This is a genomic window from Stenomitos rutilans (assembly GCF_059505485.1).
This window is the reverse complement of sequence record NZ_JCACKR010000112.1, coordinates 1-26,359: the sequence shown is the minus strand read 5'-3', so window position 1 is coordinate 26,359 and position 26,359 is coordinate 1. Positions and strand designations below refer to the sequence as shown.

Genomic DNA, 26,359 nt, shown 5'->3' with positions numbered 1-26,359 from the left:
AAGGTGTATGCTTTGAGCGCGTCGTAGCAACGCTTTTCCCTTCAGGATTTGGTTAGACTGGTGTATACTTCCTCCTGTTTCGCCCGTATCGGAGATACCATGAGCATTAGAGAGCAGATTTTTCGTCACATGGAGGCTATTGAGGCTTCTGGGGATATTGGCTCTCTGAATGCCGCGATTTTGGCATGGCTGGGAGAGGTAGACGAAACGGATCGTCACCTAACTGTATTGGAACAAAAATTGGCAGAAAGCCGTGCTGCGCTTTCTGTTCAAGATGAAGACGCAGACATTGACAACGCGATCGGTTTTGAACCATTAACCAAAGACCAGCGCTTGCAACGGCTCGATCAGCGCTGGGAGCGTTATCAGCAAACAGGTCGTACTGTTTCGCACGACGAGATGAAGACCTGGGCTGCCAGCCTTGCGACAAAGCAGTAATCGTTTATGTATGCGGTCACCTGGCTTGAGGAAGCATCGCAGGATGTCTTCCGTCATTATGAGTTTCTTAGCGCCAAAAATCAGCCAGCAGCAATTCGCGCTGTCCAGGCAATCCTAGAAGCTGGGGAAAGCCTACAAACGTCGCCTTATAGAGGAACAGTCTTGCGAAGCCGACCCCATATCCGCTGGGTCAGGGTATTTTTTGGCAAATACGGGTACATCCTGCATTACAGGGTTGAGGAAGACACGGTGATCATTCTTGAAGTCTATGACGGGCGGGAAGATCGCGCTTTGTAGGAGTTGAGGTGAACTCTAGCAAAAACAATCACCCCACCTGTTGAGGTTTAACTTAACTCCAAGACCAATATCTTTCATAACTTATCCGCTTCTTCCAGAGAATGACGCAATCTTTGCCAAACCTGCTGTAGTAGCTGTGGTCGCAGACACACAAACACAATTAGTCCACCAGTTATTAGCTGTCCCCAACCGGAGCCATTGTAAGTTGGACAATCCCACAAGCAGATGTTACCGTCACCGAAAAATGATGCAAGCAAGGAGATTCCCACAATTTGATACATCCTTAAGAACTCAACTCAATTAGTAAAGAAAAATGATAACAATTAGAAATTAGCTCTAACGCTCCTTGTTCAAAACTTTAAAGTTAGCTTCTAGCCCTTCAGAACAGGCAACTGCTTCTAAGATTTCTATACGTCTTTGCAAATAGCCAATTTGCTCTGATAGCCGATTCTCTGAGGGCTTACCAGCTATCCAGATAGCAATACTACTAAATCCAGAAGTAGCTATGATGAGACATGGAAGTATAACGCCACTTTTTGTAATCTCTATGAGAGGTACACATAAAAGCAGACTCAGAACTGATAAGCCCCAAACCCACTTTGTAGCGCTAAAACGTAGATCTATACGCTGAGTATCTGCGGCAGCCTGAGTCATACCAAAGCTTATAATATGTTGTCTGAAGTAAGAGCATTAGGCTTAGGCGTGTTTAAGCACCTCTATTGCACCTCTTAGTAAAAGATGCTGAAAGGAAAAGCTACCTAACACAGCATGAGCAGCGCCAGTTACAGTAGATTGAGTAATTGTTGCTGCGTAACCTACACCTACATCGCCGACAGCAGAATTGACCACGCCTGCAACGGCGGCAGAAGAGACGAAATTGCCTGCACCACCAGCCAATCTACAAACTAATTCGGGGCAGTCCATTGCTTTAGCAACTTTTTCGGCACAATATCCACCAACAATTCCAGCTATTACCCCAATGGGAGCAGAGATAGGCGTTGAATACCCAATTGGCATAAATTCTCCTACTGGAGCAACAGAAGGGAAGTTAAATATATACTAGAGCATTGATCCCAAGATATGCTGTGTTAAGCGTTAAGCGTCAAAATAGCAGTATCTTTACATTGCATTCACATAAACAAGCTGCTGTAGTTTTGATCCGACATAAGTGGGGTTGAGTCAAGCTCAACTTCTTTAGCAAAAGCCTTCTATCGCTCCTGTTCCCGGTCTATTTGCTGCTTGAGGATATGCGGCTCTGGGTTTGATGTCTGCGCCTGTTGCTCTTGTTCCCGTTTCGCTTTGGCGGCAATAACTTCGGGGTCTAGCAGGACTTTATCGACTGTTCGGTTAACATAGTCATCGACGTGCCCCGCTTTGCGCTCGTGCAGGTTGGGGCTGGTCTCGCTTAAGGCGTGTTTGATCGCATCCGCGCTAAAGCCCAGCTTCGCCAGTTGCTTACACACCGCCCAATCCATTCGGCTTGCGTCTTCGTTCGGGTGATGGTTTGTATGGCGCTGGTAAAATCTTTGGAACGTGGTGTCTGCCCGTTGTTTTTCGGAAGGGGTCGCGGCGGCTTTTTGATGGCTTTCTGATGGTGCCTGGTTCTCTTTTGGTGCCTTGGTAGCCTCCAGACGCTTGTCTGCTTCGGTGAGCAATTTCTGGGCGTTTACGGCGATTTTGCCGTGATAGCTTTCCAGCAGCACGTAGGGTTGGTTGCCGTCGGCGCGGGTGTGGATGCCTTTCTGATTGGTAAAGCCCGCTAAACGCCCGAAATGCCGCCAGTCCGCACTATTAGGATCGCCGCCGTAGCGTTCGGCTAAGATCTTCGCTGCTGCGGTTGCCTGTTCTTTGGGAATAGGTTGATCGCTGAGACGCACCCAGGCTTGATAGTTCATTGGGCTGGTTTGGGTAATGGCGGCAGGTTTAAGACCGTCCTTGCCCATGCGCTCAAAGCTGCCTAAGTCCAGGTCATCAACCAGAATTAACCCCGCGCTGCCCAACGGGCGGATGTATACGTCCCTACCTTGGCTGTTTAACCGCTTTAGCCAAGGCACCGAATTTTTAACCTGGTCGCTTGCCCAGGTGCGGGTTAGCATTTTGCCTGTTTTGCTGTCCCTTAACCCTATTTCATACTGCTCTGCACCCATGCCTTGCAGTTGGCGGGTGATGCCTTGATAGGTGCGATCGCGCCGCTGGTTTACGGGCGGTGTGTCATCCTTGCCAAGGCTAGGCTGCTGTAATCCCGGTGCTGGCGGTGTAGGCTGTTTGGTCATGTCTTTTTCAATAGCAGAATGCAGCGGCTCCGCCACGGGCTTTTGCTCCCCTTGGCGGTGATTGTTCTGCTGTTGGGCAATCTGCTGTTCAATGTCTTGCAGTTCGCGGTTGATGGTGGCAATTCGCTGATACTGCTCGCCCCGTTCGGTGCTGATGACTAGGTTGTTACGCAGATCGCGCTTTAGCATCTTGTTCACTTTGGCTCCCAAGTGGATCTGGGGTAGCCGCTCAACGCCTTGTTCCTCCAAGCTGCGGTGGTCGATCCGCGCCTCATGCGCTGCTTGCTCAAGGGCGCAGTTTGTGTGCTGCGACCAGGCTTCCCGCCACTGCTGCAACAGGGCTTTTTCATTCCAGCTTCGGTTTTTGTTACCGAACCCATCTGCCCTAATTTCCCGCAAGGTCAGCAATACATGAGCATGAGGATTTTTCTTGTGCAGGTCGTGGTAAGCAATGTCCGCGATCATGCCTTTGCTGGTGAATTGCTCTTGCACATACTGCCGAACCAGTTCCATTTTCTGGTCATGGGTAAGCTCAATGGGTAGAGCGATGTCTATTTCCCGTGCCAGCTCTGCATCTTTGCGCTTCTCAGCGTGTTCAACTCCATTCCACAGTCTGGCGCGATCGCGCATCCATATTGGAGCATCGGAAGGAACTAGAATTTCCGTGGCATACACACCCCGCTTGCGGGTGTAGTCATGGGTAAGTCCCGTGCGCTCATCGTGGATTTCTTGCGCTGCCCGATACGCAGCAGCGCCCGTTGCAGTCCGTCCGGCACTGCGCTTAATTTTGCTAACAGATAAATGGTAAATCGCCATTTTCAGAATCGCAAAAAGAAGAAAGCAAAAGTGCTAAAGCCTAAACCGCACCATGCGCCATCGGCAATACAAAACGGATAACCTGAGCCTGTTAAATCGAAGCAATGTCAAACGTTCATTCACAAAAAGGTGCTGCCCCTAGCAAAAGCGAATGAACATTAACTCGCTAACCTGCTGTTTTCAAGTTTGAAAACGCCAGGTCTACCATTGCGTTCCTTGGGGAGCGCAATGCAGGGGTGCAGGGGGTTCCCCCCTGCCGCACTTACATCGCTTGCGATGTGTAAGTGCGCTCTTCACCTCCTCGCTGGCGCTCAATGTTCGAGGGGCAGCCTGCGGCTGACGCGGCTTGCCGTTGCTCCTTTCTTCACAAGGTTTCCTGAATTTCTTGAAAGATTCGGAATAATTTTCTATAAATTCACTGAAATTCTGGCAACTAGGGAGAGGGCGTATGTCAGGAAAACTGGAAAAGCTCTTAACAAAGCAGCAACAGCTAAAAGAGCAGATTAGACAAGAAAAATCCAAAGAGTCACAACAGCAACGCAAACTTGATACCCGTAAGAAGATCCTTGCTGGTGCAATGGTGCTGGAATGGATCAATCAGGGGAAGTTTTCTGAAGAAACGTTGCTGGCGGGTCTGGACGGTTTTTTAAGCCGGGATCAAGATCGCGCGGTGTTTGGTCTGCCCCTCAAAGCGGCGACAGGCGACACCGAACTGTCCCCACCCAAACCGCCTGCGAAACCCGCTGCCCCTAGTACAACTAACGCTGCCATAACGCAGCAAATAGGGAGCACTGCCCCAACGCTGCCCGCTCCTCGAACCCGACTGGTGGAACGGCAGGAACAGGCAGAATTGGAAAAAGAGTTTTTTTAGCGAAAACCAGAAAGCTGGTATACCAGCTTTCTGGTTTTCGCTATTTGCTTACTCACTTTCTACGCTGACACTGTGACAGGGGAAAGCAGATAGGCAAAGGTTCTGCCTATCTGCCTTCGGCTTAGATAAATGCGCCTGCGGTGAAATTTGCAGGCACGGCTTCGGGATAGCGCTGCGCTTGTTCTTCGCGGTGTTCTTGCTCCCATAAATACCGCCGAAAGTTGAATTGGTAAGAAACTTCTTCATCCGGCTGAATATCGCGGTCAAGTTTAACAACCAAGCGGTATAGTTCACGCAGACGCTTAAAAGGTAGGGTTTGTAGGTATTCGATAAAGTCAGTAGAATTGCCGCCTTTGATGGTCGCATCTATCATCCATTGGGTTGTATCCATCCACTGGGTCATGCAGAGCCAGCCGCCGGATCGCCCTTCTATAGTAAATTTGCAGTCGCCTGCGTAACCATTGAGGTAATACCGTAAGCCGTCCTCGCACGCTCCCGAAAAATAGAGGTCTCGGAAGGTCTCCCCGGTGCGGCAATGGGCAACGGTCGCAAGGTGCGCTTCCCATGCTGCATCGTATTCAGACGTAACGGAATAATCTGGGTTGCCATTGTTCCACCCCGTTTCGTCGCTGTTATAAACCTTGATATTCCACGCCAGTGGGTAATAGGTATGCCTGCCGAAGTAGGCGCACCGCTTAGGCGTTTTATTTGTCAGAAAGGAAATAATCGCTTGACGGGAGCGTAGCGGAAAAGCGTAGGGGGAGCGGAGCATCATAATGTGGGTCTTTCATGTTTTGCGATGATGGGGATAAGAAAGGACAGGACAGCAAGCCCTGCCCTGTTCAAGATGCTTAAGCATTGCGCGGTAATAGCTCGCGAATGACTTCAAGAAACTGCTTGGCGATCGGTATGGGCAACCAGTCACACTTCAGCCGTACCGTTTGTGAAAAGTAGGATGCATCCACATCCACATTGAACCCGCCGCCCGTGGCGCTGGTGGGCACATACAAAGAAGCGTTGTCTTTTGCCTCATACACCCGCACCTGATCGAGGCAATCAGCAAACACAGCGGTAAGCGTGGCAAAGTTTTTCTTGCCGCGCTCGCGTGTAGCGTCCTCTTCGTGTTTGATTGCCACGATCGCCGCCTTGAAGGTCTGAATGTAGTCACCTAAAAAACGGCGGATGATGTCTTTGGCGATCGCCTCTGGTGGGCGGCGGTGTGAAACGCTGATTTCGGGTCTTTTATTGCCGTTTCGCGGGCTAACATTCGTTTCTGGGTATCTACCGTAAACGCGCAGGCGTTCCGGCTCACTATACCGACTGTGGCGCAATACAAAGGCTGCACCATCTTCGCGGGTAAAAGTAACAGCATCACAATGAAGCTCAAGAGCGAGTGTCCAGTCTGGAAAGTAGGCGGCGATCGCTTGAAACAATGCCGGGAAGTCCTGGGGGTCTTGCGTCTTCATAAGGTTTGCTCGTGTTGGAAAAGGGTTAAGAACGTCGTTCTGAACCCTTGCCCCTCGGCGAGAGTGGGGAGGCAAACGCAAGCCCGTAACAAGGGGGTGGGGCATCACCCTGTCTGCACGCAGCAAGTGCAACGCAGCGAAGGAAGATAGGGGATACCCCTTTGTGTAGCCTGAAGGGTTGGCTTGCGTGCGCTAGGGGCAACGTCCCTTAGCCCTGGAATTTACTGAATGAACGGTTGACAGCAATGCGCGTCGCCGTCGGGAATTGGACAACCACAGGGGCGCAGGGCTTCGCCCTACTCAGAAAAAGGGTGCTTCGCACTTGCGGGAAGTTGCCACGACAGCAATGACTTTATGAAAGAATCCCGGATGGGGCACAGCGCCTAGCGTTTAATGCTGTAAGTACTTACCCGCCTGCTTTTATTGATATTCCTTGGCTTGAATAAACGCCATTTGGAGAAACCCTATGTCCATACTGAGATCGAAAACAGTCTGCTTTTGCCTCGGGAGGAACTCCAACACCGCGATTCAGATAGGAGTTGAGTTAGACTAAGCCGGACGGTCGCCTGCCCGGCTTGCTTACAAAAATAAAAATCTTCAAAGTGACTGCTCCGCTGAGTTTAACCCCGATTACTGGTAAATCTTTAGGTAAAATAAATTTATTCTTAGTAACATTACCGACATGTTATAACCGTGCTGAGTCCAAGTAAGCATCAATCATGCCAAAAAGTTACAGGCTTCTCATAGTAGCTCTTCTTGTTACAGCTTTCGCTGGCGGGTGTCGATCTACTGAAGAGTATCAAAAATTATCTGAGGCTGGTACAGCATATACTAATGCTCTAGATAGTCTACTAACAGTTGCAGGTAACAAAAGGCTTGATGCAAGCTCCGAATTACTGCTAAAAAGTCGTGCCTTTGTACCTCAAACGATCGAGGACTACAAGAAGCGCACTACTGCTGACATTGAGAGACTCATTGTTCTTGAGGACATCCGTAGACATAATCAACTTCTGGCGCGTTATTTCGACCTAATTAATCAACTGGCATCTTCTAATGCGCCTGAAACTGTTCAAAAAGAAATTGGAAGCACTGTTGATAGCCTCAATAAGGTTGGCAATAAATTGCGGGGTAGTGACTTTATCACGAATAAAGCAGCCATTCAAGGAATTGCTGGTCTTGTTGTCAGTGGTCAAATTCGAGGTGCCTTAGGCGAGGAACTGAGTAAGCGTAAAGATACAATCAATCTTGAATTTATCACGCAGAAAGAACTACTTCTAGCACTAAGTGAATCGCTACAACAAGACATAAAGGTGATAAAAGAGCAGCAAGAATCACGCTTTGTTATTAAGCCCTTTGTCTCAACTACTACTGTTAACAACGCTCGTGCTTCTAGTCCGATTGATGATGACGGGTGGATTACTCAAAGAAGAACTATTTTAACGATGGAGGCAACAGCAGCAGAGTTAGAAAGTGCTAGTAGCGCGATGAGTGAATTCAACGAGGTTTTCAAAGATTTTGTTGAAGGAAAGTTGAATCAAGGCAGACTTAACTCCCTTTTGTCTGACATTGAATCGTTTGTTTCGGTGGTTGAGAAACTGAAACCTAGTCAACTTAAGAACTAGTACAAGAGTCGATTTTTAATGGTGGAGGAACTTCAGGATGACAAGAAAGCGTGATAAAATTGTTGAGGGATTCTTTGAGGAAGAAGTACTATCAGTCTTTGGAAGATCAATTGCTTTTGAAGGTCGTCTATCCACAGAGTTTGATGAGTTAAAGAAAAAGCTAGACAGCGACCTTAAAGATCTGCGTGAGAAAGAATTAAAGCTCTTTTCTGATGAAGTTGAAGGTGCCTTTGCAGGCAAATCTGAAGACGAAAGGAAAAAATTTGACCAGTATAGAGCAGAACTTAGCATTACGCGAGAAAAATTGGAAACTGAAATATTTGCTAAAATTGCAGGTCGATTTAAAACACTTTCAGGAGAGCTAGAAAAAGGAATCGAAGCTTTAAAGGTTGACATCGAAAGTGTGAAAAAAACAACTCAGTTTTTTGAAACTCTAGCTCGCGTTGTTGGCATTATTGCTCGAATTCTTGTACTTTAATGTGAGTGCCCGTCATGCCCGATCAAAGCAAGCCCTATCCATAGCTTTGCAATGCCAAGTGGTAGCAGTTGTATAAAGCAACCGCGCTAGCCGTTCGATCGCCCATTTTGCCTGCTTAACCAGTCCTGTCGGGTAGCCTTCCAGAAAGGCCAGGATGTGCCGTCCTCAATAATGATGCGGTTGATCGTTGCGCCATCTAGCGCGACCGTTACCTGGAAGGGGAACCAATCCCCATAGACATAATAGTCCTGGCGGATTTGCTCCAAGTTGAGGCTGTATTCGCCTTCCAACGCGATCACAATCAAGCCTTCTAAAGCCTCTCTCGATCCGGGGTTTATAGCCAAAAAACTGGTATGCCAGAAAACCAGAAAGCTGGTATTATTGTAAACCAGCTTTCTGGAAGGCTCTGCCGCAGCAATCCTTAAGCGGTGGTGGGAATATTTTCCCTATCTGCTGTTTGAAAGCCTTGGTAGCCGTACTTTTTCGCTAATTCACCTAGGCTGCCTTTAGACCTTTTGCTCTTCTTCCAACCTGCTGGCTTGTAGTACCATTGCTTGCGCTCGCTATGCCATTGCAATCCGGCATCCTTCAAAGCGGCGCGGTTGCTTTTGGTATCTCCAGAAACCCAGATCCAGTAACCGATTAGGGCAATCTCTAGTGAGCGTAATTTCAGCAGTTCTAGCAGCTTATTCATAATCTCATTTTCAACCGCTTCTTTATACCGATAGGGTTTTTCGCTGTTCTCACCTACCCTGCCCTCGCTGCTTTTCAAGGCTTCGTGGTACTGGCGGTTGATTTCTTTCATGCTGTCCTCATTCCCGCCTCTGTCGGGGTGATGTTGCATTGCAAGAGTACGGTACAGGCTCTTAATGGCTTCAACGGTTTTTGTATTGATAAAGTAATTGATGGTCATTTTCAGTTTCCTTTCAGGGGTTGAGAACATCGCGTTCTGAACCCCTGCCCCTCGGCGAGAGTGGAGGAGGCAAAAGCAAGCCCGAAGCAGCGGAAGGGGTATCGCCCAGGCTGCACAAACACCGTGCGGAAGCTTGGGGATGCCGATGCGTAGCTTGAAAGGTTGGCTTGCTTGCGCCAGGGGGCAACGTCCCCTTAGCAAACTGGTATTCTGGTATTCTGGTTTGCTGTTAAACCTGAATACCGAAAAACTGGAATGCAATAAAACTGGTTTACCATTTAGCCAGAAACCATAAGTCTGGTATTCTGGTATTCTGGCAGCTTTGTTCAGAAAGCCAGAATACTGGTAAACCAGAAAGGGAGAAAACCAGATGAAAATATTGACGGTGACTGGCTACAAAGGTGGGGTGGGGAAAAGCACGACCGCTATCCACCTAGCAACGTATTTCAGTGACAAGGGCAAAACCGTTCTTGTGGACGGCGATCCGAATCGGACTTCCATCGCATGGGCAGAGCGCGGCAACTTGCCTTTTACCGTGGCAGATGAACGGCAAGCCATGAAAATGATTGGAGATGGCGAGTACATCGTGATTGATACTCCGGCTCGTCCCCATACCGATGATTTGAAAGAGCTTGCTAAGGGATGCGACCTGCTCATTTTGCCTACGGCTCCAGACGTTTTAAGTTTGGAGCCGATGTTGGAGACAGCGCGGGATTTAGGCGACGCGAAATATAGAGCGCTGCTTACGATCGTTCCGCCAATGCCCAGCAGGGAAGGGGAGTTGATGCAAAAAGACCTGATAGAGGGCGGCGTTCCTGTCTTCAAAACGATGATTCGGCGCACGGTTGGTTTTCCCAAAGCAGCGCTGGCAGGTGTCCCCATTCGGGACGTAACCGATCACCGTTTGAAAGATGCGTGGCAAGACTACGTTGCGCTGGGCAATGAAATCATGGAGATGTTGTAATGAGTGGTAAGTTCGGCGATTTAATCCGCAAAGCCAGAGAAACGGAGCAACAACCAGAAGACCAGAATACTGGCAAGCCAGAAACCCAGAAGACCAGTCAAGAGGTTGCGCTGGTGGCTGAAAAGGAAAAAGATGTGAATTTGTCCATTAAGGTGCCTGAATCATTGCGCCGCCACTGGGCAGCAGAGTCAAAACGAATTGGCGTTAGCATGACAGCCGCGATTATTGAAGCCTTGACAGAAAGGTTTGGTACGCCGAAGTAGCTACAATAGCACTCATTGTTATGCCACCCATCTCAGGACAGCCAACCACTATGTCTACGCTAACTTTTGTCATGCCTAGCACCAGAGTTACACGTAGACTATAAAACTGATGTGAAGTTCCTAAACAAATATTGTCTAACCAAGTTTAATCAGTAAGAATACTGAGAAGCATACGTATGCATCTACCTTCGTAATTAGACGTTAATTCATGTACGAAGGAGAGAAGTCATGGCTTTCAAACAACTTGCTATTGCAGCAGGTTCACTAGCTACAGTCACAGCATCACTTTTCACTGTTGCTGTTCCCGCTCAAGCCGCGAGCGTAACAGCAACTTCATATGTCAACCTGATTGATGGACCTAATATCGTCACAGACGTAGGATTGAATCCATCAGCCTCATCATCTGCTGGCGGCGGCGGCGGTTCAGCTATTGCAAGCGCTGGACCAACCGCCAGCTTGAGGGCGTTTGCAAATTCAGAAAACTCTATCTTGAGTACTCCTGCGGGTGCCTCCGCAGGATTTGGACTTAATTATGTCCTTGCTGGAAACCCAAACGCTGCCTTCATTCCTCTGACGTTCAATTTCAATCTTTCAGGAGGATTGAATGCCAGTGTTGATGTCACTAATACGGGCAGCGTAGCCAGTGCTAATTTCCAATATCTCATCATAGACACTGCTTCTTCTAATGTCGGAGGCAGTTCCTCATTAACCTTGCAAGGAAGGCAGGCTCCACTATTTTTTAGCTCTGGAACATTGGGTGATACTGGTAATGGCGGTCGTTTGGGAGCAAGAGTTACACCAGTTCTCAATATTCAAGGAACTGTTAATGTTGAAGGAGAGAAGATTCGAGCAGAAGACTTTCAGGATCTCGGTGAAACCCCTGCAGAGAAAGCACTATTTGCAACAGTAGGAAAGTTTTTAACAACAGATATTCCTCTGGAACAGTTTAGAACGGAAACTTCTTTCTTAAATGGTGCTATTATCAACGCCATCTCAAGCTTTGGGCTACCAAGATTAAATATTCCTGCGGGAAAAGTGTTAGGTGCAGACATTGACCTAGGGTTCGATACAGAATTTTTCTTTAACACCAATGTTCAGCTAACTAGGCAAGTTCAGGATAAGGGGTTCTTGATTGGTAGTCTTACAACTTCTGCTGCAACAAGTCCATTCGATGCCAATGCTAGCTCAAATTTTGGTAGTACCCTTAAGTTGACATCAATTACTGTTCCTCAGTCGTTTAATGCTGTTGATGTTAGCAATCTCAAGGTTATGTTTGATTCCGGACAAGTTTTTGATGTGATAAGGGAGTCCAATCCAACTCCTGTCCCGACTCCTGCCTTACTGCCAGGGCTTATTGGCTTTGGATTAAATATGTTTCGCAAGCGCAAACAGTTACAGCAAAAGCAGCTTTGCTAGTTCTACTTAAGTAGTGTCCATCTTGCATAGAACCATAAAACCAGAATTCTGGTTTTATGGTTCTATGGTTTTATTTTTCAGTTTTACAAATTCCTTGAGTTCAGTCATTGGAAACATCCCGCTAAACTCTTCCCACACTTCTTGCTTATCGAGGTTGGTGTAAACATACTGCACACCGTCCAGCATGGTTGCGCCACGGACAAGCCCGATCGCGCTGGCTAGGTCATACCATTCGTTGAAGCCAGGAGGGGCACTGCGCTGTTTTTCATTTCCAGCGCTGCTGTTGGAGCCTAATGCAGTGTTTTGCCTGCTATTGGGTTGCCATTGGTTTTCTATGGCTTGGCGCAAGAAACCAGCGGGGTTTTTGACCCGTCCGTTTTGCATCCGCTCCTTGAGGGCGGCGATCGCGTCTTTGACGGCTGTGGTTGTTGCAGAAACAACCACCTTGATGAGGTGTGGATTCAGCCTTACGCCTGTTTGTTCGGCTTCTGTTAATAATTCTTGATACGCTGGGTATTGCGTTTCTGGCTGACTTGTGTGGCTTTCATCCTGTTTTTCTGTAACAGGGTGGTGGGTGGGTTCTTCTGTCTGTTTGCTTTGAAATTCTCTGTTAGAGGGAACCGAGGAATGCGGGTTTGCGGGGCTTTTTTCGGAAGTTTTCTGCTGGTGAAAGGAAGATTCCTGCCTGTTTAAAGAAGTTTGCTGCCCTGGATGCCAAGCAATGAGCTTGTAGATCCGTCCTGAATAGCGCCTTACCACTTCAACCAAACCGTAGTCTACGAGCTGACCAAAGGCGATTTTTACCCACTTGAGGCTGTAGCCTGCCCATGTTTGAAACTCATCCAGTATGACTTCCTGGGACTTTCCTGCGGGGACAGCCCTGAGAAGCCAGCGGTACAGGTGTCCGGCACAGGGCGTTAATTCAAGGGCAAGCTGATCATGCTGTTCCGTAATCCTTGCGAAAGCAGTCATTTTTGCAGTTCTCCATTAATAGATGTGTTCATTCGCACGAAGAACTGCTATCCTTGAATTGCCACACTCAAAGACAGTTAGTTCTTCGCTTACTTTTCAAGCGACTAACGATTAATAAAGTTTGAAACCAGCATCCTAGAAGTTCTTGTCCAACTTCAGTGCTGGTTTTCAGCTTTTTAGGGCATCTCTAGTTTTTATCGTTATCATCACCTCCCTAGTTCAGGCTGATTACGCTTCGGTCAGCCTTGAGCATCCTTCTTATTACCCGACGATGGCTCGTCGTTAATTTTGCCGTCGGCTTTTGCCCTGCGGATCGCTTCCTCGATCGCAAACAACGCCATCTGTGAGAGCGATCGGCGTTCGTAATTGGCAAGCTTCTCAAAGTCCTCACGGACATCGGGAGGCATGTAAATCACGATTCTGGGTAGTTTCGAGGGCACACCGTTGACCATAGCTGTAACCATGCTGCCTGATCTTACTCCTGAGTGCATTTAACAGTTCCATTATGATCTAAAAGTGTCAGTCCAGGACTGACAAGGTACTGCTACTATTGAAACCATGTGTGGCGTTTGCACGTTGCACGCAGCAAAAAGCCCTGTCCAGACAGTTTCTGAGGCTCATCGGACAGGGCTACCCCTTAACGAGGTATATCCATGATGACAGAACAGCGAAGACAGGACTGCTGGGGCGTTGTGATGCGCGTCTCCAGCCAAAAGCATCCTACGTTTCTCAAGCATCAGATCGGTGTCATGCAAACGGTTGGGGCGATGGCCATTTTTATTCCGCTGCTACTGATTACTGGCGATCGCCAGACGCAAGCCGCGCCATTTACGGGCAAGATTGCTCAAATAACAGATGATTTACGCCCGTATGCCCAGAATGGGGGCATTAGCCAGCGTCAAATTGATCATCTGAACCGCTCCTACGCCAAACGGCAGAGTTATAAAGCCATTCAAACACTACGGCGGCGCGGGGAACTGGGTAGTCCCAACTACGTTTCGGAGTTCAGAGAGGTTTATGAAATCAGAGGCGGCGATCGGTATCACGCCCCGCAAAAGTTTCACATCCTCTACCGTCTCTCGCCTAGCTGCAACTACCGATGCAGTGAGGCATACGACTGGTACAAACAGTAAACTAAGAGCAATACAAGGAGAAGCCGATATGCTAGACCAACCCTGGACTCTGGAAACGCTGAAGAGCAAAACGTATGACTTGTGGCGCGAGCTGCACAAGTTGAATGAATGCTATTTCCAAGAGAACCCAGATGCTAGCAGCAACCTGCCTTTTGTGACTGAAATTCAGTCCTATGGGGAGTTAGAGCACGTAGAAACTTGGCAAGCCGCCTATGCCTCCCTTAAAGCCAAATTTTTGGCTGATGGGTGTTTGGAGGATGGGCAGTATCTGATTGAGTTCTACTTGCTGTATGCCTCCAAGAAATGGGGCTGGCGGCATCTGCTTCCCCTTGTGATTGCTCAACTCGAAATGATTCCCAAAGCTGTAGAAGCGATCGCCGATGGGCTTCGCACTATCGGTGTCTACGGCTGCGAATACGGTGCGACCGCCCAAGACATTGAGCAATTCAAGGAGTTTTTAATCAATGGCGATTCGGAAAAGTGGCGATTCTTCCGACCTGAACCAGCCGCAATCTCTTCGTGATGTCCGCGTTGAACAACGCAGAAATTACACCGATGCCTGCTCTGAAAAGGGGGCTGATGGTGAGGGGATTGCACGCGGCACAAACCGTGTCTATAACGAGACCTTCGGCAGTAAACCAGCAGGCAAACGCGACGATTGGACAGACAGGCAACAACAAGAAATTGCGGTTTCTGAAAACTTTGCCGCTAACCGGGTGCGCGACCTGCCTACACCAGACGAAGGCAGTTCACAAAGTAAAGCGAATGATCGGGTTGTTGAGGCTTCTGGAGAGGGAGCTAAAAACGCTAAAGACTATGTGGACGATCAGTCCGATAACGGTAACTGGTGGTCGAGGCTTTTCTAAAGGAAAGGGCAGGGGGCAAGGCTTTCCTGCCCCCCGCCCAAATATCTAACGATTTTCAGCCTGACGATACTGCGATCACCAGCATTTAACGACCTTGGAGGCGTAGAAACTGGCAAACACTTTGCGAGCGGCTTGAGTTTCCAGGAACGCAATTTGAACATTCACTGGACAGAGGTTATAATACGTTAGTATTACTGAGGAGAGTTATTATTCAGAAATGGAGGAAACGTGAGAATATTCATAATCTCCTCTGAACTAAGCTGAATATGTAGCGATTTTCCTATTTGTATTCAACATAGCGACTAAGCGTCTTGACTGCCTATGCATACTGCCACCTTTTACCCGATTGGAAATGCTGACACCTGTTTTATCGAACTTGGTAATGGACGGCGTATTCTTTTTGACTACGCAAACACTTACGATCCAAACGATGAGAAAGACAAAAGGATTGATCTCGAAAAAGAAATCCGCAGAGCGTTTGGCAGTAATAAAGAAACCGATGTTTTAGCACTGTCACATCTTGATAGGGATCATTACAAGGGGGTAACTGAGCTTTTTTGGCTAGAGCATGATGATAAGTTTAAGTCTGATAACCGAATTAAAGTTAAGACTTTATGGGTTCCAGCATCTGCTATTCTTGAAGAAAATCTTAAAGATGAGGGTGTAATTCTTCGTGCTGAGGCGCGTCATCGCTTAGAGAAAGGTGAAGGAATTCAAGTCTTCTCAAACCCGAATGCATTAGATGATTGGTTGAAGGACAAGAAAATTAATCCAGACGATCGCCAGGATTGCATCACTCACGCTGGTGAGCCAGTGCCAGGATTCTCACTCGCAAGTGATGGTGCTGAATTTTTTGTTCATTCGCCTTTTTCTGAACGCTGTGAGGATGAAAGCCTCGTTGTACGAAATGCGTCAGCGCTTTTTATGCAAGTTACGTTTGAGGTAGATGGAAGAAAAACTCGTCTTATACTGTCGGCAGATTGCCCATACGAGGAAATTGAAGCAATTGTCAGAGTAACTAAGAAACATCAGAATGAAGATTGGCTGAAATGGGATATAAATAATATTCCTCACCACTGTTCTTATCTCTCTCTCTCGGATGAGAAAGGTGATAAAAAGACAATACCTACAGATAATGTAAGATGGTTGTATGAGGAACAGGGGGAAGAATTTGGATTATTAGTTTCAACAAGCAACCTGATTCCTACCGAGGATACGGTTCAGCCACCGCACAAGCAAGCTGCGGCTTATTATGAAGATGTTGCGACCAAGCTTCATGGTGAATTTCTTGTCACGATGAATGAGCCGAAATCAGCTTCTCCAAAACCCCTTATTATCGAAATTACAGGTTCAGGCTATAAGGTAAAAAAATCTATATCCTCACCTGCAATAGCCATAACTACTAACAAACCACCGCGTGCCGGATGAAACTAAGATTACTGTCAGGCGATATAATATCGCCGGAGAAACTACGTTCTCCTCGTGCAGTAGCCCTTCATCGTTATTTAAATACTAGGCATTCTCTCTATTTCCAACTAATTGAATGTCTAGCTACTGAGCGTCTTGATACACTTGTGGTACAAGTCAGTATTGAGGTTTATCAACACCGTACTATTGATATTAGACCAAAGGAAATATTAGCGATTTCATTTGTCAGTGATAGGGATACCTTACCTATTTTCTATCCATTAAGGCTCGATTTTCCAATTGATCTTGTCCATATAATGGTTGATTGGAATGAAGAGTATCCAAGTCTTTGTTTATGGGAAGAACCATTTGAGGATCTTCGTTCTAGGCTTACGCCCTATCTACTTCTTGCACGGCTAAAAGAATGGCTTGAGCAGACGGCTGATGGAACATTGCACGATGATAAACAACCATTAGAACCTGTTTTACTAGGCAATAACGATCAAATTATTATCCCAGTGGACGCAACCGCGTCTGGGAAAAAATATGTTGCCCTCAGCTCGGAGAATGCTCAAGGGCAGTCAACTCTTTGCTTTGTAGAACAGAATAAGTTGGGGAAAGATGAAAAGCCTGGTTTTGTTTTAGCTGGGTTTACGACTCCTCCGATTACGCATCGGGCTGTAAAATATGCTCCTCGAAATCTTGAGCAATTGTATAACCTTTTACATGAGATTAAATTTGACATAAAGGCAGAATTAACAAAATGGATACAACAGATAAAATCATACGAAGATTTAGTAGAAGCCCGTCTGGTAATTTTGATTGAATTTCCGAAAAAGCGGACGGAAATAGGAGCAGTTGAATCAACTGAAAGTTGGGCTTTCATCACAATACAATCAATAGCAGATATTGGTGAAGCACTCGGTACGCTTGTTGATGCTGGCTCATATGGTATTCCAGCTATGGGAATTGTGATTAGCCCAAATACCATTAATTCTGATTTGGAAAAGTTTGAGATCTATGCACTTGCAGTTCGACGTGAGTTATCGAGCGAAACCTTATCAGTTCTCTCTGGTTATGGTGAAGAGACACGACCTTCTATTGCAGCTATCGGAGCTGGAGCCTTAGGATCGAAAATAATAGAGCTTGCAGTTCGTTGTGGCTTTGGTCAATGGTCAGTAATTGATAAAGATATTTTTTTACCACATAATTTTGTAAGACATGTACTCGGTGTCTGGGCAGTGGGAAGACTTAAAGTCAATGCACTTCAGAGTTTTGTTAACAGCTTGGTTCCTAACAACCCAGTACGTAGAATCGTTGTCGCTGATGTAATGGCTCGCCAAAATAATCAGGAGATAGATGAGGTATTTATCAACGCTGATCTAATCCTTGATATGTCAGCATCTGTATCAGTTTCACGTCAATTGTGTGAACACGTAGTTAGCAAAAGGCGTGCGTCACTTTTTTTAAGTCCCAGTGGTAAAGATATTGTGCTTCTTCTTGAAGATGTTGAGCGAACAGCTTCTCTTTGGGATTTGGAAGGCATATATTACAAAGCACTCGTTAATGAAAGTTTATTACAAGGGCACCTCACTGATGAGGATGCACCAACCCGTTATGGAAATGGTTGCCGTGATTTGACAGCTCGAATTAGCGCTGATCAAGTTTCTACTTTAGCTGGTATTGGGCTTCGGCAGCTTATTCAGCAGTACAAGACTTTAAACAGTTCGGCGACTATCTGGCGTTCAAATTTGCAAAATGGTGAGGTAAAGGCACTCAATTTATTAGTTACCCCAGGAATTGAAATTCAACTCGGTGACTGGTGTGTTCGCTGGAATAAGGGCTTACTTGATGAGCTAGTTACCCAGCGGTCAGGGAGCCTACCTGATGAAACAGGCGGTGTTTTAGTGGGAATTGTAGATTTTGAACATAGGAAGGTAGTGGTGGCAGCCGACATCCCGGCTCCACCCGATAGCGTGAAGCGACCGCACTATTTTGAGCGTGGAGTAACAGGGTTGAACGATACTCTAGTAGAAACAGCACGCAAGTCAGCAGGACAGCTTAGGTATATTGGTGAATGGCATTCTCATCCCAATGGTGTAGCGGCACGTCCTAGCAATGATGATGAAGGTGTTTTCACGAAACTTGGCGAAGTATTTGATGAAACAAATGAGTTCTACCTAATGGCTATTCTTGGAGCTAATGAGTTATTTGCTCGCATGGGTTTAGATGGAAATATTCAAGAAGGAAGTATCCCATTACTAAACGAAAATTAAAATTTTTAGAATGTGTAATTTAGCAAGATTCAACAAAGGAATGAATTATGGGATTACCTGATGTATACGTCTTGAGAGCACGAGTAGCACCAGTAATGATTGTTGGAATTCCTATATTGGCACTGTTTATAAATGGTTTGATAACAGGGGCTGAATTAAAGAATCTGGCTGTTATCGGCATTGTGGGAGTTGCAGTTATCACTTTGTTTGCACAGTTAGGACGAGATTTAGGTAAAAAAATCGAACAAGCTTTATACAAAGAATGGGGTGGAAAGCCAACAACCTTGATGCTGCGTCATAGTGACAATCGCATTGACACAACTACAAAGACGCGCCTTCATAATCGATTAAGTGAAAAAGTTCCAGATCTTCATTTGCCCAATCCTGATGAGGAAAGCAATAATCCTCAAGATGCTGATTTGATATATAACTCAGCCGTCCTATGGTTAAGAAGTAATACACAAGATAATAACAAGTTTTTGCGCCTCCATGAGGAAAATATCAGCTATGGGTTTCGCCGAAATCTTATGGGTTTAAAGCCATTAGGGTTGTTTTTAGCTTTTAGCGTTATAGGCATAAAAATTGCGATTGATAGACCATTTATGTTAGAGAAAATTGGTAATTTTGTTCTTCAGCCATCGATTATTGCTTCGATTTTATCAATTTTATTTCTTGGCTTAGTAGTTACTAAGAGTTGGGTTAAATATGCTGCGGAATCATATGCATTCGCTCTCTTTAATGCAGCAGAATCAGTATAGATTGTGTTCCTACGCCCTCTACTTACAGTAAGGCTGCTATGTTATCTCCGTGGCATAAAATTACACGTATCTCGGCTCAATCCCTAGTAAAGTTTCATAGATCGGCTTAGTTTCAGCATCGTTGCAACTTTGCAGCTAAAGCTGCTGCCAGCATCTGTTCTATGCGGTAACGCGGGTCAAGCTTAGGATCAGCTAATTGCACAATGCCAGCATCAATCAACGGTCTTGCTGCTTGGAAAACGCAGTCCGCGAAATACGAAGCATCGCCTGGGCAGTGGTGCGTATTCCAGTTCTCTAGTACGCGGTCTTTTGTCTCTGGTGGTAACAGTCTTAGAAGCTGCCGTGCGCGTCTCCAGGTTTGGGCGCTGTAGTCACGCTCGCGCTGAATGCGATCTGCTTCTCTATTCTGGAATGTCTCTAACCGTTCTTCAGGGGTTGGTTGCTGCGCCGCAATCCAGTCTTGAAGTAACGGAAACTTCTCACGCTCTTTTTGCAGTGTCCGTTCAGCAATTTTCAATCGTCGCTGTGTGATCGGTCGCGGCAAACGCTTAGAACTGCGGGTGAACCGCATAAACGATTAATCACGGCTCACAGCTTGCTGGAAACGGGCAAGAACAGCTTGCATGTCTTCGGCTCCAGCGGCAGGGTCAGACTTGGTTACGCTCGCTAGGTTAAACGTGGCTTGCACCACCTGCCAGTCTGCCTGGGCACGGTTGGTGACTTTTTCAGCAAGGGTGCTGGCAGCACCAAACAGCCTGTTCATACCTTTCCTGATTTCTTCGCTACGCTGCTGCACCACAGCGGTTGTAGTCGTAGCTGTGTCTGCAAGGCGAGCTGCAACACGGCGCGGCATCTCCACTGTCTCAATCAACGGGTTCTTATACGCTGTATCGCCAGTCAATTGCCGATTTAGATCAGCAAGGGTTGCTTCAGCTTCCTTGTTGCCCTGAAGATGCGTAGCAAACTCCATAAACATCATTGTGCCTTGCAAAAGTTTAGGGTGCATGTAGTCGAATTGGTCAGTTTTCTCTTGCTTCTGAGGTGCTTCCTGCTGCTGATCTTGCAGATCAGTTTTAATTTCATACAAAATGCTTTCGATCACTATTTCATCATTAAACAACTTGCCTAATTTAATCGGGGTAAATGCTGATTTCCCTTCTAATCCAAATTCTGCATTTACCTGATTGGCAACATCTTTATAACTGATGGCGTTGCTCGGATACGCGGTATTCTTGGCTGCTAGATACAAGGCAAGCCGCTCTGGCGATTGTGTTCTGATGGCTTCTGGAACTTGCTCTAGCAGTCTAAAAATGTTTGCATACCCTACTGGCAGTAGGCATGGTTTCAACTGCTTTGACATAAAAACACTCCCATCATTTGAGAATGCTTTTTAAGCATATAACAACACTAAAATAAACCTTCTTTGCTTTTAAGCCTGGTATTAGACCAGCATTCTGGTTTGCCAGAAAACCAGAAGCTCTAGCCTTTATCAGGTTTGCTTTGAATTTGTCCTTTCAACTTGGTTCACTTCGCCAGTCAAAAGCTTCAATACCAAGTTCGTGAGCTATGTCCGCAAGACGCTTATCGGCAGTTGCCAGCGGTACACCCAGTTTTCGTGCAAGAGCCAGGTAGACACAATCATAGAGACTGTGCCGTTGCGCCAGAGATAATTCCACTTCGTCTTGATAGTCTTTGTCGCCTTCAACTGTAAATAGCGCGCGTCTGGATAGGGTAGAATGCCAGCGCTGAATTTGCCGGGTGGCATCGGCGATGCTGAGCTGATTGCGGCGTGCAACCTTGGCGATGGTTGCCAGAACTTCAACACGAATGAGGGCAGGGGCGATCAGCTTGCAAGGCAAACGGAAGAGAGCGAGGGCGGGAGCACTATCTTCTTCATTCAGTAACCACTTCACGGCAACACTGGCATCAATAACTAAGATGTCAGTTGCGATCATCGCGCAGTTCTCGGATCAAGGGCGTGCTATCAGGCATGGTCGGGTACTTGGCAGCAAGTTCAGCGAGTCCTTGCTTCAACTCATCGGCAAAATTGGCTTGTTCAATGAGCGGCGATTCTCGCAGCATCTGGCGCATATAGCCTTCAAGCGTTTTTCCTTGTTGCTCAGCAGAGTCTTTATACCAATTTACTAACCAATTGGGAAGGTTACGAACTCGTATTTCCGGCATGAAGGCAATCCTTTCTTAAGGGAACTGAGTATATACACATTTTCCTATTTTGGCTACAAACTTTTTAGCTCTCTGTGTTTATCTTGTGCTCAAAATGATCGCAGCGCGTACTACCAACTTTAGCTCAAAAGTTGGTATTATGGGGCAACGCCGCAACGCCGCGCCTGGTTTTGCACCCTGCCTAAAAACCGTGCCCACCTATCGAAAGTTGGTAAAATGATCTGGACGGGCGACCCCGACAGTTGCTATGCGTAGGGGCGTGAAATTCCAAACGGGGATAAGGACGGCGTGGGTGACTTGATCGAAGGCTATGGCAATCTGCTGGTTGAGGTGAAGCAGCGTATTCACGCTGCCCAGTACGAAGCCCTAAAAGCAGTCAACCGGGAATTGATTGCCCTCTACTGGGACATCGGGCACCTGATTGTGACCCGCCAAGAGGGGAAGACTTGGGGTAAATCGGTTGTCACCACTCTAGCCAAAGACTTGCAGGCTGAGTTTCCCGGTATCAGTGGCTTCTCGGCAGCAAACCTGTGGCGGATGAAATCGTTCTACGAAAGCTACGTTGCGAGTGAAAAACTCGCGCCAATGGTGCGAGAAATTAGCTGGAGCCACAACGTAACTATTCTGGAGAAGTGCAAGGACGATCTGGAGCGGGAGTTTTATATCCGCATGTCCCGCAAATACGGCTGGACGAAAAATGTCCTTATCCACAAAATCGAAAACCAGACGTATGAGAAAACTCTACTAAATCAGACGAATTTCACGCAAACCCTGCCCGAAGCGATCCGCAACCAAGCGCACCTAGCGGTTCGGGACGAATATACCTTCGACTTCTTGGCTTTGGGCGATGAACACAGTGAACGGGAGCTGGAGCAGGCGCTCCTTGGCAAGGTCGATGCCTTTTTGCGGGAAATGGGCGGCATGTTTACGTTCGTCGGCAGTCAATACCGCTTAGGGGTGGGCGATCAAGAGTTTTTCATTGACCTGCTGCTGTATCACCGCCGCTTAAAATGCCTGATTGCGGTTGACCTCAAGATTGGCAAGTTTCAGCCTGAATATGTCGGCAAAATGCAATTTTATCTCGCCGTTTTGAACGAGAAGGTACGCCTCGACGATGAGAACCCCTCGATGGGCATCGTTTTGTGCAAGTCCAAAGACAAAACCATTGTGGAGTATGCCCTTAAAGATTCGGATAAGCCGATCGGGGTTGCCACGTACCGAATGGTATCCACCCTGCCCAAAGAGCTGAAAGGACAGCTTCCCAATCCTGAACAGATAGCAAAACTGCTGGAAAACATGGGCTAGATTACACCCTCACCGTTAAGGTTGCATCATTCATGGCGGCAAACAGCAACGCACCTACACCCACAGACACAACGGAGCAGAAGCGGCGATCGCCCAATGCCCGCAAATATGCAGACGTGCGATCGCGCGAACATCTGTTGCCGGATGAAGTGGATATGATGCTGGCGGCAATTAAAAAGAGCAATGGCAAACACGCCCACCGGGACGCAACCTTGATCCTGCTTTTGTACCGTCATGGGTTGCGCGTTTCCGAAGCAGCCGCACTGAAATGGGAACAAGTGGACTTCAACGGCACAACCCTGCACGTTACCCGCGCCAAGCGCGGCACACCGTCCACCCAGCCGCTCTATGGGGATGAGCTGCGAGCGCTTCGCAAGCTCAAGCGCGATTATCCCGCTTCAACCTATATTTTTACGTCATCTCGCAAAGCGCCACTCGCGAAAGACACGATCGGCGGCATCATTGAAAAAGCAGGTGAACTGGCTGGGCTACCATTCCCAGTTCACCCCCACATGCTCCGCCATGCCTGCGGCTATTATCTGGCGGCAGAAAAAGGCGTGGATACCCGCACGGTGCAAGCCTATCTGGGGCACCGAAATATTCAGCATACGGTGCGCTATACCGCTCTTTCACCGAAACCATTTAAGGGATTGTGGGACGATTGACATTTCTAAATGCCCAAGCCAAGAAGCTGTAAAAGAAGGGAGAACGGCATGTGAGTCTTGCTGACTAAACCAAATTACGGTGTTAGAAAGTTTCCTATCTTAAAAAAGACCCACTCAATTGAGTGGGTCTTTTTTAGGGCTTTATTCAACGGTTAGAAGTCGCGGTTTTGGGAACTGCCTTCAAACTCAAGAGTTCCAAAGTTAGTTTGAATGCCTCCTTTGAAGTCGTAATTGTTGGCAATGGAATAACCACAAAGACAACCAAAAACAAGCATAGCAATCAATAACAAACGAGCAAAGTCATTGTCTGACATGATATTACTCCTGCTTAGAGTTGAAAAACGAAGGGCGAAGATTTGAGCTAAAAATAGTCAATTTCAATCTTTAAATTGATGTTGACTGTCAATTTATCAAACTCTTATCTCTCAAATCTATTCACATATTAGCCCACAAAAGTATGTCTTGATTGCTGGTTTATGACATTCAAAAATAAACAGCAACCAACAATAAACTGGTTAGTTACTAATATCTTCCTCTGCTTATTCGGTCTTTTTAAAAGAGAACACTGTGAGATGAGCGGAAAATCGCAAGAAGAAGTGCGAAAAATAGGTAGTTCGTAAAGAACTCTGAATATCATACAAAAATTAGATTGTCTCTACCTATGCTCTCGCCTCATTAGTACGTCTGTTCAAATACGTTCTCTGCTGTTCAGAGCGAACTATTACGCTCATTTACAGGAAATTATGTTATCAGAATTCATGAATTTAACGTAGTTTTTCATAAGCTACGCTTTTCATTTTCTATAATCCGAAGAAATTCTGAGAATTGTTGCGAAAAACAAGCGAATTAATCAGAATTTAAGAAGATGTATTGAGATAATCAGGGTAAATACTGAAATGAGTGAGCCTGACAAGGAACAGACTCCCTACCTGTCAGGGCACTCTGACGGTCAGAGGAGTAACAGACCATCGCGAGTCACATCCAGCTATATCGAAGAGATTGTATTAAGGACTCTTGAGAGCTTGCCTACGGACGAAGCCAAGCGGAACTATGCCAAAGCAATGATGATGGCTGTAAACCTGGGAGATATGCGAGAGGCTTCTCCCTGTCATCCTGAGCAGATTTATAAAGAATGTCGTTTTAATGCCTCTGCCCAGCGGGAGTACAAAATTGTGTTGAGCAAAGATGATGCTGTTGATTTTCTGAAAAGCTTTTGCGCTACTGATATTTCAGAAACAGGCTTTAAGCGGACGCATACACGGGCAACATACGAGCAGAAGTTTAGTCGGATTTCTTGGAAGGCAGGCAGGAGAAGTATGCTGTGTACCTATGCAGAATGGCTATATATGCATGACTACCTGTTTGAACCTAGGCTGCCAAAGCAACTCGTCGATCTAGTGCCAGACGGATGGAAGCCTCCAATCGGTAAGGGAGAGCAAATTAATGAGTAAGTTTGTAACGCTGGTCTGCTCACATGCACCGCCATGCCTGCGGCTACTACCTGGCGGCGGAAAAGGGTATTGATACCCGCACTGTGCAAGCCTATCTGGAACACCGAATATTCAGCATACCTGCGCTATACCGCCCTCTCACCGCATCCATTTAAGGGGCTGTGGGATGATTGGGGCATTGTGATGCAATTGAGTAGGGCATCTCTGCTTTTTTAGTTCCTTAGTACTGTTTTGTGGGTATAACTTTGATAGGACAGTTGCTTCTTCTGAAAATCGCCAATGGCTACACTCTTTTTCTCTTACTCACACCGTGATGAAACACTACGCGACGAGCTAGAGGTTCATCTCGCCATGTTGAAGAGACAGGGCGTTATCGAAACATGGCATGATCGGCGCATTACGGCTGGTGAGGAGTTTGACAAAGCGATCAGCAAGAACCTTGAAGAAGCAGACATCATCCTTCTACTCGTAAGCCCAGACTTCCTTGCTTCTAGTTACTGTTATGACGTTGAGATGCAGCGAGCGCTGGAAAGACATGAGCAAGAAACCGCGTGTGTCATGCCAGTCATTCTGCGACCGTGCGATTGGCGCACTGCACCTTTCGGAAAGCTTTTAGTCATGCCGACCGATGGTAAAGCTGTCTCAAAATTCCCTGACAAGGATGATGCCTTTCTTGAGGTTGTCACTGAGATTAGAAAGGCAGTTACTCGATTAAAGCCACCTGAAGACAGAGTGCCGCAGCCAAGTAAAAGCTACAACAGTACATCTAAGCAATATGTTATCGAAGAGCCGCGATCGAGTAATCTACGAATCCAAAAAACATTTTCGGATCGCGATAGAGATAGGTTTTTAGAAGGATCGTTCGAGTACATAGCTAACTTCTTTGAAAATTCGCTTGCAGAGTTATCTACTCGAAACGCGGAAGTAGAAACTAGCTTCAAACGTATTGATACTGATCGCTTTTCAAGCGTTGTTTACATCGCGGGGAAAATTGCTGCCCAATGCCAGATTTGGCAGGGAGGGGTACGTCCTTTCATGAGTACCAATGGTATTGCATACTCGCATAATGCTTCAAACAGCGGTAATGGCTTCAACGAATTGCTATCAGTAGCGGATGACAGCTACGACCTGTTCTTGCAACCTATGGGAATGGCGATAGGGGGAGGGCAAAATGCGAAGAAACTGCTCTCCTTACAAGGAGGTGCTGAGTATTTTTGGGAGATGTTGATCAAACCTTTGCAGCATCGATAGCTCTTATTCAGGCGGAAAATTTTTCTTGAATTGAAGCGCTATTGCTTTTATTAAGTCCTGGCTGTCTCTTCACGCTTCGGGCGTGTATACGGTCATGGCTTTGTCCAATGAAGATCTCAACCAATTTACAGGTACACAAAACTGGCACCGCCATTTTATGGGCGGTCTCTATACCGATGGAACCAAATACCTAGCTGATAAGGCTGGTGCCTATTGGCTCTTAGATGCCATCTTCGCTTGGCAGACAGACGCGAACGTTTCTAAAGAGTCGTTT

34 protein-coding genes are annotated in these 26,359 nt (G+C 46.8%); 20 read left to right on the top strand and 14 right to left on the bottom strand.

What is annotated here, in order from left to right; all coding sequences use genetic code 11:
* The first annotated feature begins 99 nt into the window (after positions 1–99).
* Both AC5JLP_RS22505 and AC5JLP_RS22500 read left to right on the top strand, forming a co-directional pair.
* A complete protein-coding gene (locus tag AC5JLP_RS22505; protein WP_496070197.1) occupies positions 100–438 on the top strand; it encodes a hypothetical protein in 339 nt (112 codons plus the stop codon).
* Between the two features lie 6 nt (positions 439–444).
* Complete coding sequence (locus AC5JLP_RS22500) at positions 445–735, top strand: type II toxin-antitoxin system RelE/ParE family toxin (RefSeq protein ID WP_496070196.1); 291 nt, start codon at positions 445–447, stop codon at positions 733–735.
* A 336-nt stretch (positions 736–1,071) separates the two neighbouring features.
* Here AC5JLP_RS22500 and AC5JLP_RS22495 read toward each other — a convergent pair whose 3' ends face one another.
* From AC5JLP_RS22495 to mobQ, 3 genes are all read right to left on the bottom strand, one after another.
* Entirely contained in the window at positions 1,072–1,389 is a 318-nt protein-coding gene (locus AC5JLP_RS22495) for a hypothetical protein (RefSeq protein WP_496070195.1), read from the bottom strand.
* 42 nt (positions 1,390–1,431) lie between these two features.
* Complete coding sequence (locus AC5JLP_RS22490) at positions 1,432–1,752, bottom strand: hypothetical protein (RefSeq protein ID WP_496070194.1); 321 nt, start codon at positions 1,750–1,752, stop codon at positions 1,432–1,434.
* A gap of 191 nt (positions 1,753–1,943) precedes the next feature.
* Entirely contained in the window at positions 1,944–3,824 is a 1,881-nt protein-coding gene (gene mobQ, locus AC5JLP_RS22485) for a MobQ family relaxase (protein WP_496070193.1), read from the bottom strand.
* Between the two features lie 448 nt (positions 3,825–4,272).
* Here mobQ and AC5JLP_RS22480 point away from each other — a divergent pair, with 448 nt between their 5' ends.
* Positions 4,273–4,695 carry a DUF8583 domain-containing protein gene (locus tag AC5JLP_RS22480; RefSeq protein WP_496070192.1) on the top strand — a complete coding sequence of 141 codons (423 nt, stop codon included), beginning with the start codon at positions 4,273–4,275 and terminating at the stop codon, positions 4,693–4,695.
* A gap of 121 nt (positions 4,696–4,816) precedes the next feature.
* Here AC5JLP_RS22480 and AC5JLP_RS22475 read toward each other — a convergent pair whose 3' ends face one another.
* The gene (locus tag AC5JLP_RS22475; protein ID WP_496070191.1) at positions 4,817–5,470 is read right to left on the bottom strand and encodes a hypothetical protein; all 654 of its coding nucleotides are present in this window, start codon (positions 5,468–5,470) and stop codon (positions 4,817–4,819) included.
* Between the two features lie 76 nt (positions 5,471–5,546).
* Positions 5,547–6,161 (bottom strand): hypothetical protein, encoded by a 615-nt coding sequence (locus tag AC5JLP_RS22470; RefSeq protein WP_496070190.1) that lies wholly within the window; start codon positions 6,159–6,161, stop codon positions 5,547–5,549.
* 719 nt (positions 6,162–6,880) lie between these two features.
* On the opposite strand from AC5JLP_RS22470, the gene AC5JLP_RS22465 reads away from it, so the two are divergent.
* Positions 6,881–7,783 (top strand): hypothetical protein, encoded by a 903-nt coding sequence (locus AC5JLP_RS22465; protein ID WP_496070189.1) that lies wholly within the window; start codon positions 6,881–6,883, stop codon positions 7,781–7,783.
* A 37-nt stretch (positions 7,784–7,820) separates the two neighbouring features.
* Positions 7,821–8,261, top strand: coding sequence for a hypothetical protein (locus tag AC5JLP_RS22460; RefSeq protein WP_496070188.1), 441 nt, complete (start codon positions 7,821–7,823; stop codon positions 8,259–8,261).
* Positions 8,262–8,347: 86 nt separating this feature from the next.
* On the opposite strand, the gene AC5JLP_RS22455 is transcribed toward AC5JLP_RS22460, so the two are convergent.
* On the bottom strand, positions 8,348–8,605 hold the full coding sequence (locus AC5JLP_RS22455) for a hypothetical protein (protein WP_496070187.1): 258 nt from the start codon (positions 8,603–8,605) through the stop codon (positions 8,348–8,350).
* 77 nt (positions 8,606–8,682) lie between these two features.
* Entirely contained in the window at positions 8,683–9,174 is a 492-nt protein-coding gene (locus tag AC5JLP_RS22450; protein ID WP_496070186.1) for a hypothetical protein, read from the bottom strand.
* 370 nt (positions 9,175–9,544) lie between these two features.
* Between AC5JLP_RS22450 and AC5JLP_RS22445 the strand changes: the two genes are divergently transcribed.
* The 3 genes from AC5JLP_RS22445 to AC5JLP_RS22435 all read left to right on the top strand — a co-directional run bounded on the left by AC5JLP_RS22445 (position 9,545) and on the right by AC5JLP_RS22435 (position 11,817).
* Entirely contained in the window at positions 9,545–10,138 is a 594-nt protein-coding gene (locus AC5JLP_RS22445; protein ID WP_496070185.1) for a nucleotide-binding protein, read from the top strand.
* The gene (locus AC5JLP_RS22440; RefSeq protein ID WP_496070184.1) at positions 10,138–10,401 is read left to right on the top strand and encodes a hypothetical protein; all 264 of its coding nucleotides are present in this window, start codon (positions 10,138–10,140) and stop codon (positions 10,399–10,401) included. The genes AC5JLP_RS22445 and AC5JLP_RS22440 overlap by 1 nt, the downstream gene beginning before the upstream one ends.
* A gap of 228 nt (positions 10,402–10,629) precedes the next feature.
* Positions 10,630–11,817: a PTPA-CTERM sorting domain-containing protein gene (locus tag AC5JLP_RS22435; RefSeq protein WP_496070183.1), complete on the top strand. Its 1,188-nt coding sequence runs from the start codon at positions 10,630–10,632 to the stop codon at positions 11,815–11,817.
* A gap of 54 nt (positions 11,818–11,871) precedes the next feature.
* Here AC5JLP_RS22435 and AC5JLP_RS22430 read toward each other — a convergent pair whose 3' ends face one another.
* Entirely contained in the window at positions 11,872–12,789 is a 918-nt protein-coding gene (locus AC5JLP_RS22430) for a hypothetical protein (RefSeq protein ID WP_496070182.1), read from the bottom strand.
* Between the two features lie 239 nt (positions 12,790–13,028).
* Positions 13,029–13,253 (bottom strand): ribbon-helix-helix domain-containing protein, encoded by a 225-nt coding sequence (locus tag AC5JLP_RS22425; protein ID WP_496070181.1) that lies wholly within the window; start codon positions 13,251–13,253, stop codon positions 13,029–13,031.
* A 189-nt stretch (positions 13,254–13,442) separates the two neighbouring features.
* Here AC5JLP_RS22425 and AC5JLP_RS22420 point away from each other — a divergent pair, with 189 nt between their 5' ends.
* The 6 genes from AC5JLP_RS22420 to AC5JLP_RS22395 all read left to right on the top strand — a co-directional run bounded on the left by AC5JLP_RS22420 (position 13,443) and on the right by AC5JLP_RS22395 (position 19,229).
* Positions 13,443–13,922 (top strand): hypothetical protein, encoded by a 480-nt coding sequence (locus AC5JLP_RS22420; protein WP_496070180.1) that lies wholly within the window; start codon positions 13,443–13,445, stop codon positions 13,920–13,922.
* 28 nt (positions 13,923–13,950) lie between these two features.
* On the top strand, positions 13,951–14,445 hold the full coding sequence (locus AC5JLP_RS22415) for a hypothetical protein (RefSeq protein WP_496070179.1): 495 nt from the start codon (positions 13,951–13,953) through the stop codon (positions 14,443–14,445).
* Positions 14,387–14,788, top strand: coding sequence for a hypothetical protein (locus AC5JLP_RS22410; protein ID WP_496070178.1), 402 nt, complete (start codon positions 14,387–14,389; stop codon positions 14,786–14,788). The genes AC5JLP_RS22415 and AC5JLP_RS22410 overlap by 59 nt, the downstream gene beginning before the upstream one ends.
* Before the next feature lie 321 nt (positions 14,789–15,109).
* Positions 15,110–16,216 (top strand): anti-phage 6A-MBL system MBL-fold protein, encoded by a 1,107-nt coding sequence (mblB, locus tag AC5JLP_RS22405; protein WP_496070177.1) that lies wholly within the window; start codon positions 15,110–15,112, stop codon positions 16,214–16,216.
* Positions 16,213–18,471: an anti-phage 6A-MBL system cap2_3 protein gene (cap2-3, locus tag AC5JLP_RS22400; protein WP_496070176.1), complete on the top strand. Its 2,259-nt coding sequence runs from the start codon at positions 16,213–16,215 to the stop codon at positions 18,469–18,471. Before mblB ends, cap2-3 begins: the two co-directional genes overlap by 4 nt.
* A gap of 47 nt (positions 18,472–18,518) precedes the next feature.
* Entirely contained in the window at positions 18,519–19,229 is a 711-nt protein-coding gene (locus AC5JLP_RS22395) for a hypothetical protein (RefSeq protein WP_496070175.1), read from the top strand.
* Positions 19,230–19,341: 112 nt separating this feature from the next.
* Here the strand turns inward: AC5JLP_RS22395 and AC5JLP_RS22390 are convergent, their stop codons facing one another.
* The 4 genes from AC5JLP_RS22390 to AC5JLP_RS22375 all read right to left on the bottom strand — a co-directional run bounded on the left by AC5JLP_RS22390 (position 19,342) and on the right by AC5JLP_RS22375 (position 21,413).
* Positions 19,342–19,800 (bottom strand): hypothetical protein, encoded by a 459-nt coding sequence (locus tag AC5JLP_RS22390; RefSeq protein ID WP_496070174.1) that lies wholly within the window; start codon positions 19,798–19,800, stop codon positions 19,342–19,344.
* Positions 19,801–19,806: 6 nt separating this feature from the next.
* Positions 19,807–20,589, bottom strand: coding sequence for a hypothetical protein (locus AC5JLP_RS22385; RefSeq protein WP_496070173.1), 783 nt, complete (start codon positions 20,587–20,589; stop codon positions 19,807–19,809).
* Positions 20,590–20,743: 154 nt separating this feature from the next.
* Positions 20,744–21,184, bottom strand: a complete 441-nt coding sequence (locus tag AC5JLP_RS22380) for a type II toxin-antitoxin system VapC family toxin (RefSeq protein ID WP_496070172.1) — start codon at positions 21,182–21,184, stop codon at positions 20,744–20,746.
* Entirely contained in the window at positions 21,171–21,413 is a 243-nt protein-coding gene (locus tag AC5JLP_RS22375; RefSeq protein ID WP_496070171.1) for a hypothetical protein, read from the bottom strand. The genes AC5JLP_RS22380 and AC5JLP_RS22375 overlap by 14 nt, the downstream gene beginning before the upstream one ends.
* A gap of 288 nt (positions 21,414–21,701) precedes the next feature.
* Here AC5JLP_RS22375 and AC5JLP_RS22370 point away from each other — a divergent pair, with 288 nt between their 5' ends.
* Entirely contained in the window at positions 21,702–22,718 is a 1,017-nt protein-coding gene (locus tag AC5JLP_RS22370; RefSeq protein WP_496070170.1) for a PDDEXK nuclease domain-containing protein, read from the top strand.
* A 32-nt stretch (positions 22,719–22,750) separates the two neighbouring features.
* Positions 22,751–23,383 carry a tyrosine-type recombinase/integrase gene (locus AC5JLP_RS22365; protein ID WP_496070169.1) on the top strand — a complete coding sequence of 211 codons (633 nt, stop codon included), beginning with the start codon at positions 22,751–22,753 and terminating at the stop codon, positions 23,381–23,383.
* Between the two features lie 152 nt (positions 23,384–23,535).
* Here the strand turns inward: AC5JLP_RS22365 and AC5JLP_RS22360 are convergent, their stop codons facing one another.
* The gene (locus AC5JLP_RS22360; RefSeq protein WP_496070168.1) at positions 23,536–23,697 is read right to left on the bottom strand and encodes a hypothetical protein; all 162 of its coding nucleotides are present in this window, start codon (positions 23,695–23,697) and stop codon (positions 23,536–23,538) included.
* 708 nt (positions 23,698–24,405) lie between these two features.
* On the opposite strand from AC5JLP_RS22360, the gene AC5JLP_RS22355 reads away from it, so the two are divergent.
* The 4 genes from AC5JLP_RS22355 to AC5JLP_RS22340 all read left to right on the top strand — a co-directional run.
* The gene (locus AC5JLP_RS22355) at positions 24,406–24,834 is read left to right on the top strand and encodes a hypothetical protein (RefSeq protein WP_496070167.1); all 429 of its coding nucleotides are present in this window, start codon (positions 24,406–24,408) and stop codon (positions 24,832–24,834) included.
* 33 nt (positions 24,835–24,867) lie between these two features.
* Positions 24,868–25,050, top strand: coding sequence for a hypothetical protein (locus AC5JLP_RS22350; RefSeq protein WP_496070166.1), 183 nt, complete (start codon positions 24,868–24,870; stop codon positions 25,048–25,050).
* A 63-nt stretch (positions 25,051–25,113) separates the two neighbouring features.
* Positions 25,114–26,085: a toll/interleukin-1 receptor domain-containing protein gene (locus tag AC5JLP_RS22345; protein WP_496070165.1), complete on the top strand. Its 972-nt coding sequence runs from the start codon at positions 25,114–25,116 to the stop codon at positions 26,083–26,085.
* Positions 26,086–26,179: 94 nt separating this feature from the next.
* The coding region (locus AC5JLP_RS22340; RefSeq protein WP_496070164.1) for a DUF6876 family protein at positions 26,180–26,359 on the top strand (180 nt) is incomplete at its 3' end.

What these genes read in the sequence shown, in the direction of transcription:
- AC5JLP_RS22505 (WP_496070197.1), top strand. Translation starts at nt 100, where the DNA reads ATGAGCATTAGAGAGCAGATTTTTCGTCACATGGAGGCTATTGAGGCT.
- AC5JLP_RS22500 (WP_496070196.1), top strand. Translation starts at nt 445, where the DNA reads ATGTATGCGGTCACCTGGCTTGAGGAAGCATCGCAGGATGTCTTCCGT.
- AC5JLP_RS22495 (WP_496070195.1), bottom strand. Translation starts at nt 1,389, where the DNA reads ATGACTCAGGCTGCCGCAGATACTCAGCGTATAGATCTACGTTTTAGC.
- AC5JLP_RS22490 (WP_496070194.1), bottom strand. Translation starts at nt 1,752, where the DNA reads ATGCCAATTGGGTATTCAACGCCTATCTCTGCTCCCATTGGGGTAATA.
- mobQ (WP_496070193.1), bottom strand. Translation starts at nt 3,824, where the DNA reads ATGGCGATTTACCATTTATCTGTTAGCAAAATTAAGCGCAGTGCCGGA.
- AC5JLP_RS22480 (WP_496070192.1), top strand. Translation starts at nt 4,273, where the DNA reads ATGTCAGGAAAACTGGAAAAGCTCTTAACAAAGCAGCAACAGCTAAAA.
- AC5JLP_RS22475 (WP_496070191.1), bottom strand. Translation starts at nt 5,470, where the DNA reads ATGATGCTCCGCTCCCCCTACGCTTTTCCGCTACGCTCCCGTCAAGCG.
- AC5JLP_RS22470 (WP_496070190.1), bottom strand. Translation starts at nt 6,161, where the DNA reads ATGAAGACGCAAGACCCCCAGGACTTCCCGGCATTGTTTCAAGCGATC.
- AC5JLP_RS22465 (WP_496070189.1), top strand. Translation starts at nt 6,881, where the DNA reads ATGCCAAAAAGTTACAGGCTTCTCATAGTAGCTCTTCTTGTTACAGCT.
- AC5JLP_RS22460 (WP_496070188.1), top strand. Translation starts at nt 7,821, where the DNA reads ATGACAAGAAAGCGTGATAAAATTGTTGAGGGATTCTTTGAGGAAGAA.
- AC5JLP_RS22450 (WP_496070186.1), bottom strand. Translation starts at nt 9,174, where the DNA reads ATGACCATCAATTACTTTATCAATACAAAAACCGTTGAAGCCATTAAG.
- AC5JLP_RS22445 (WP_496070185.1), top strand. Translation starts at nt 9,545, where the DNA reads ATGAAAATATTGACGGTGACTGGCTACAAAGGTGGGGTGGGGAAAAGC.
- AC5JLP_RS22440 (WP_496070184.1), top strand. Translation starts at nt 10,138, where the DNA reads ATGAGTGGTAAGTTCGGCGATTTAATCCGCAAAGCCAGAGAAACGGAG.
- AC5JLP_RS22435 (WP_496070183.1), top strand. Translation starts at nt 10,630, where the DNA reads ATGGCTTTCAAACAACTTGCTATTGCAGCAGGTTCACTAGCTACAGTC.
- AC5JLP_RS22430 (WP_496070182.1), bottom strand. Translation starts at nt 12,789, where the DNA reads ATGACTGCTTTCGCAAGGATTACGGAACAGCATGATCAGCTTGCCCTT.
- AC5JLP_RS22425 (WP_496070181.1), bottom strand. Translation starts at nt 13,253, where the DNA reads ATGGTTACAGCTATGGTCAACGGTGTGCCCTCGAAACTACCCAGAATC.
- AC5JLP_RS22420 (WP_496070180.1), top strand. Translation starts at nt 13,443, where the DNA reads ATGATGACAGAACAGCGAAGACAGGACTGCTGGGGCGTTGTGATGCGC.
- AC5JLP_RS22415 (WP_496070179.1), top strand. Translation starts at nt 13,951, where the DNA reads ATGCTAGACCAACCCTGGACTCTGGAAACGCTGAAGAGCAAAACGTAT.
- AC5JLP_RS22410 (WP_496070178.1), top strand. Translation starts at nt 14,387, where the DNA reads ATGGCGATTCGGAAAAGTGGCGATTCTTCCGACCTGAACCAGCCGCAA.
- mblB (WP_496070177.1), top strand. Translation starts at nt 15,110, where the DNA reads ATGCATACTGCCACCTTTTACCCGATTGGAAATGCTGACACCTGTTTT.
- cap2-3 (WP_496070176.1), top strand. Translation starts at nt 16,213, where the DNA reads ATGAAACTAAGATTACTGTCAGGCGATATAATATCGCCGGAGAAACTA.
- AC5JLP_RS22395 (WP_496070175.1), top strand. Translation starts at nt 18,519, where the DNA reads ATGGGATTACCTGATGTATACGTCTTGAGAGCACGAGTAGCACCAGTA.
- AC5JLP_RS22390 (WP_496070174.1), bottom strand. Translation starts at nt 19,800, where the DNA reads ATGCGGTTCACCCGCAGTTCTAAGCGTTTGCCGCGACCGATCACACAG.
- AC5JLP_RS22385 (WP_496070173.1), bottom strand. Translation starts at nt 20,589, where the DNA reads ATGTCAAAGCAGTTGAAACCATGCCTACTGCCAGTAGGGTATGCAAAC.
- AC5JLP_RS22380 (WP_496070172.1), bottom strand. Translation starts at nt 21,184, where the DNA reads ATGATCGCAACTGACATCTTAGTTATTGATGCCAGTGTTGCCGTGAAG.
- AC5JLP_RS22375 (WP_496070171.1), bottom strand. Translation starts at nt 21,413, where the DNA reads ATGCCGGAAATACGAGTTCGTAACCTTCCCAATTGGTTAGTAAATTGG.
- AC5JLP_RS22365 (WP_496070169.1), top strand. Translation starts at nt 22,751, where the DNA reads ATGGCGGCAAACAGCAACGCACCTACACCCACAGACACAACGGAGCAG.
- AC5JLP_RS22360 (WP_496070168.1), bottom strand. Translation starts at nt 23,697, where the DNA reads ATGTCAGACAATGACTTTGCTCGTTTGTTATTGATTGCTATGCTTGTT.
- AC5JLP_RS22350 (WP_496070166.1), top strand. Translation starts at nt 24,868, where the DNA reads ATGCCTGCGGCTACTACCTGGCGGCGGAAAAGGGTATTGATACCCGCA.
- AC5JLP_RS22345 (WP_496070165.1), top strand. Translation starts at nt 25,114, where the DNA reads ATGGCTACACTCTTTTTCTCTTACTCACACCGTGATGAAACACTACGC.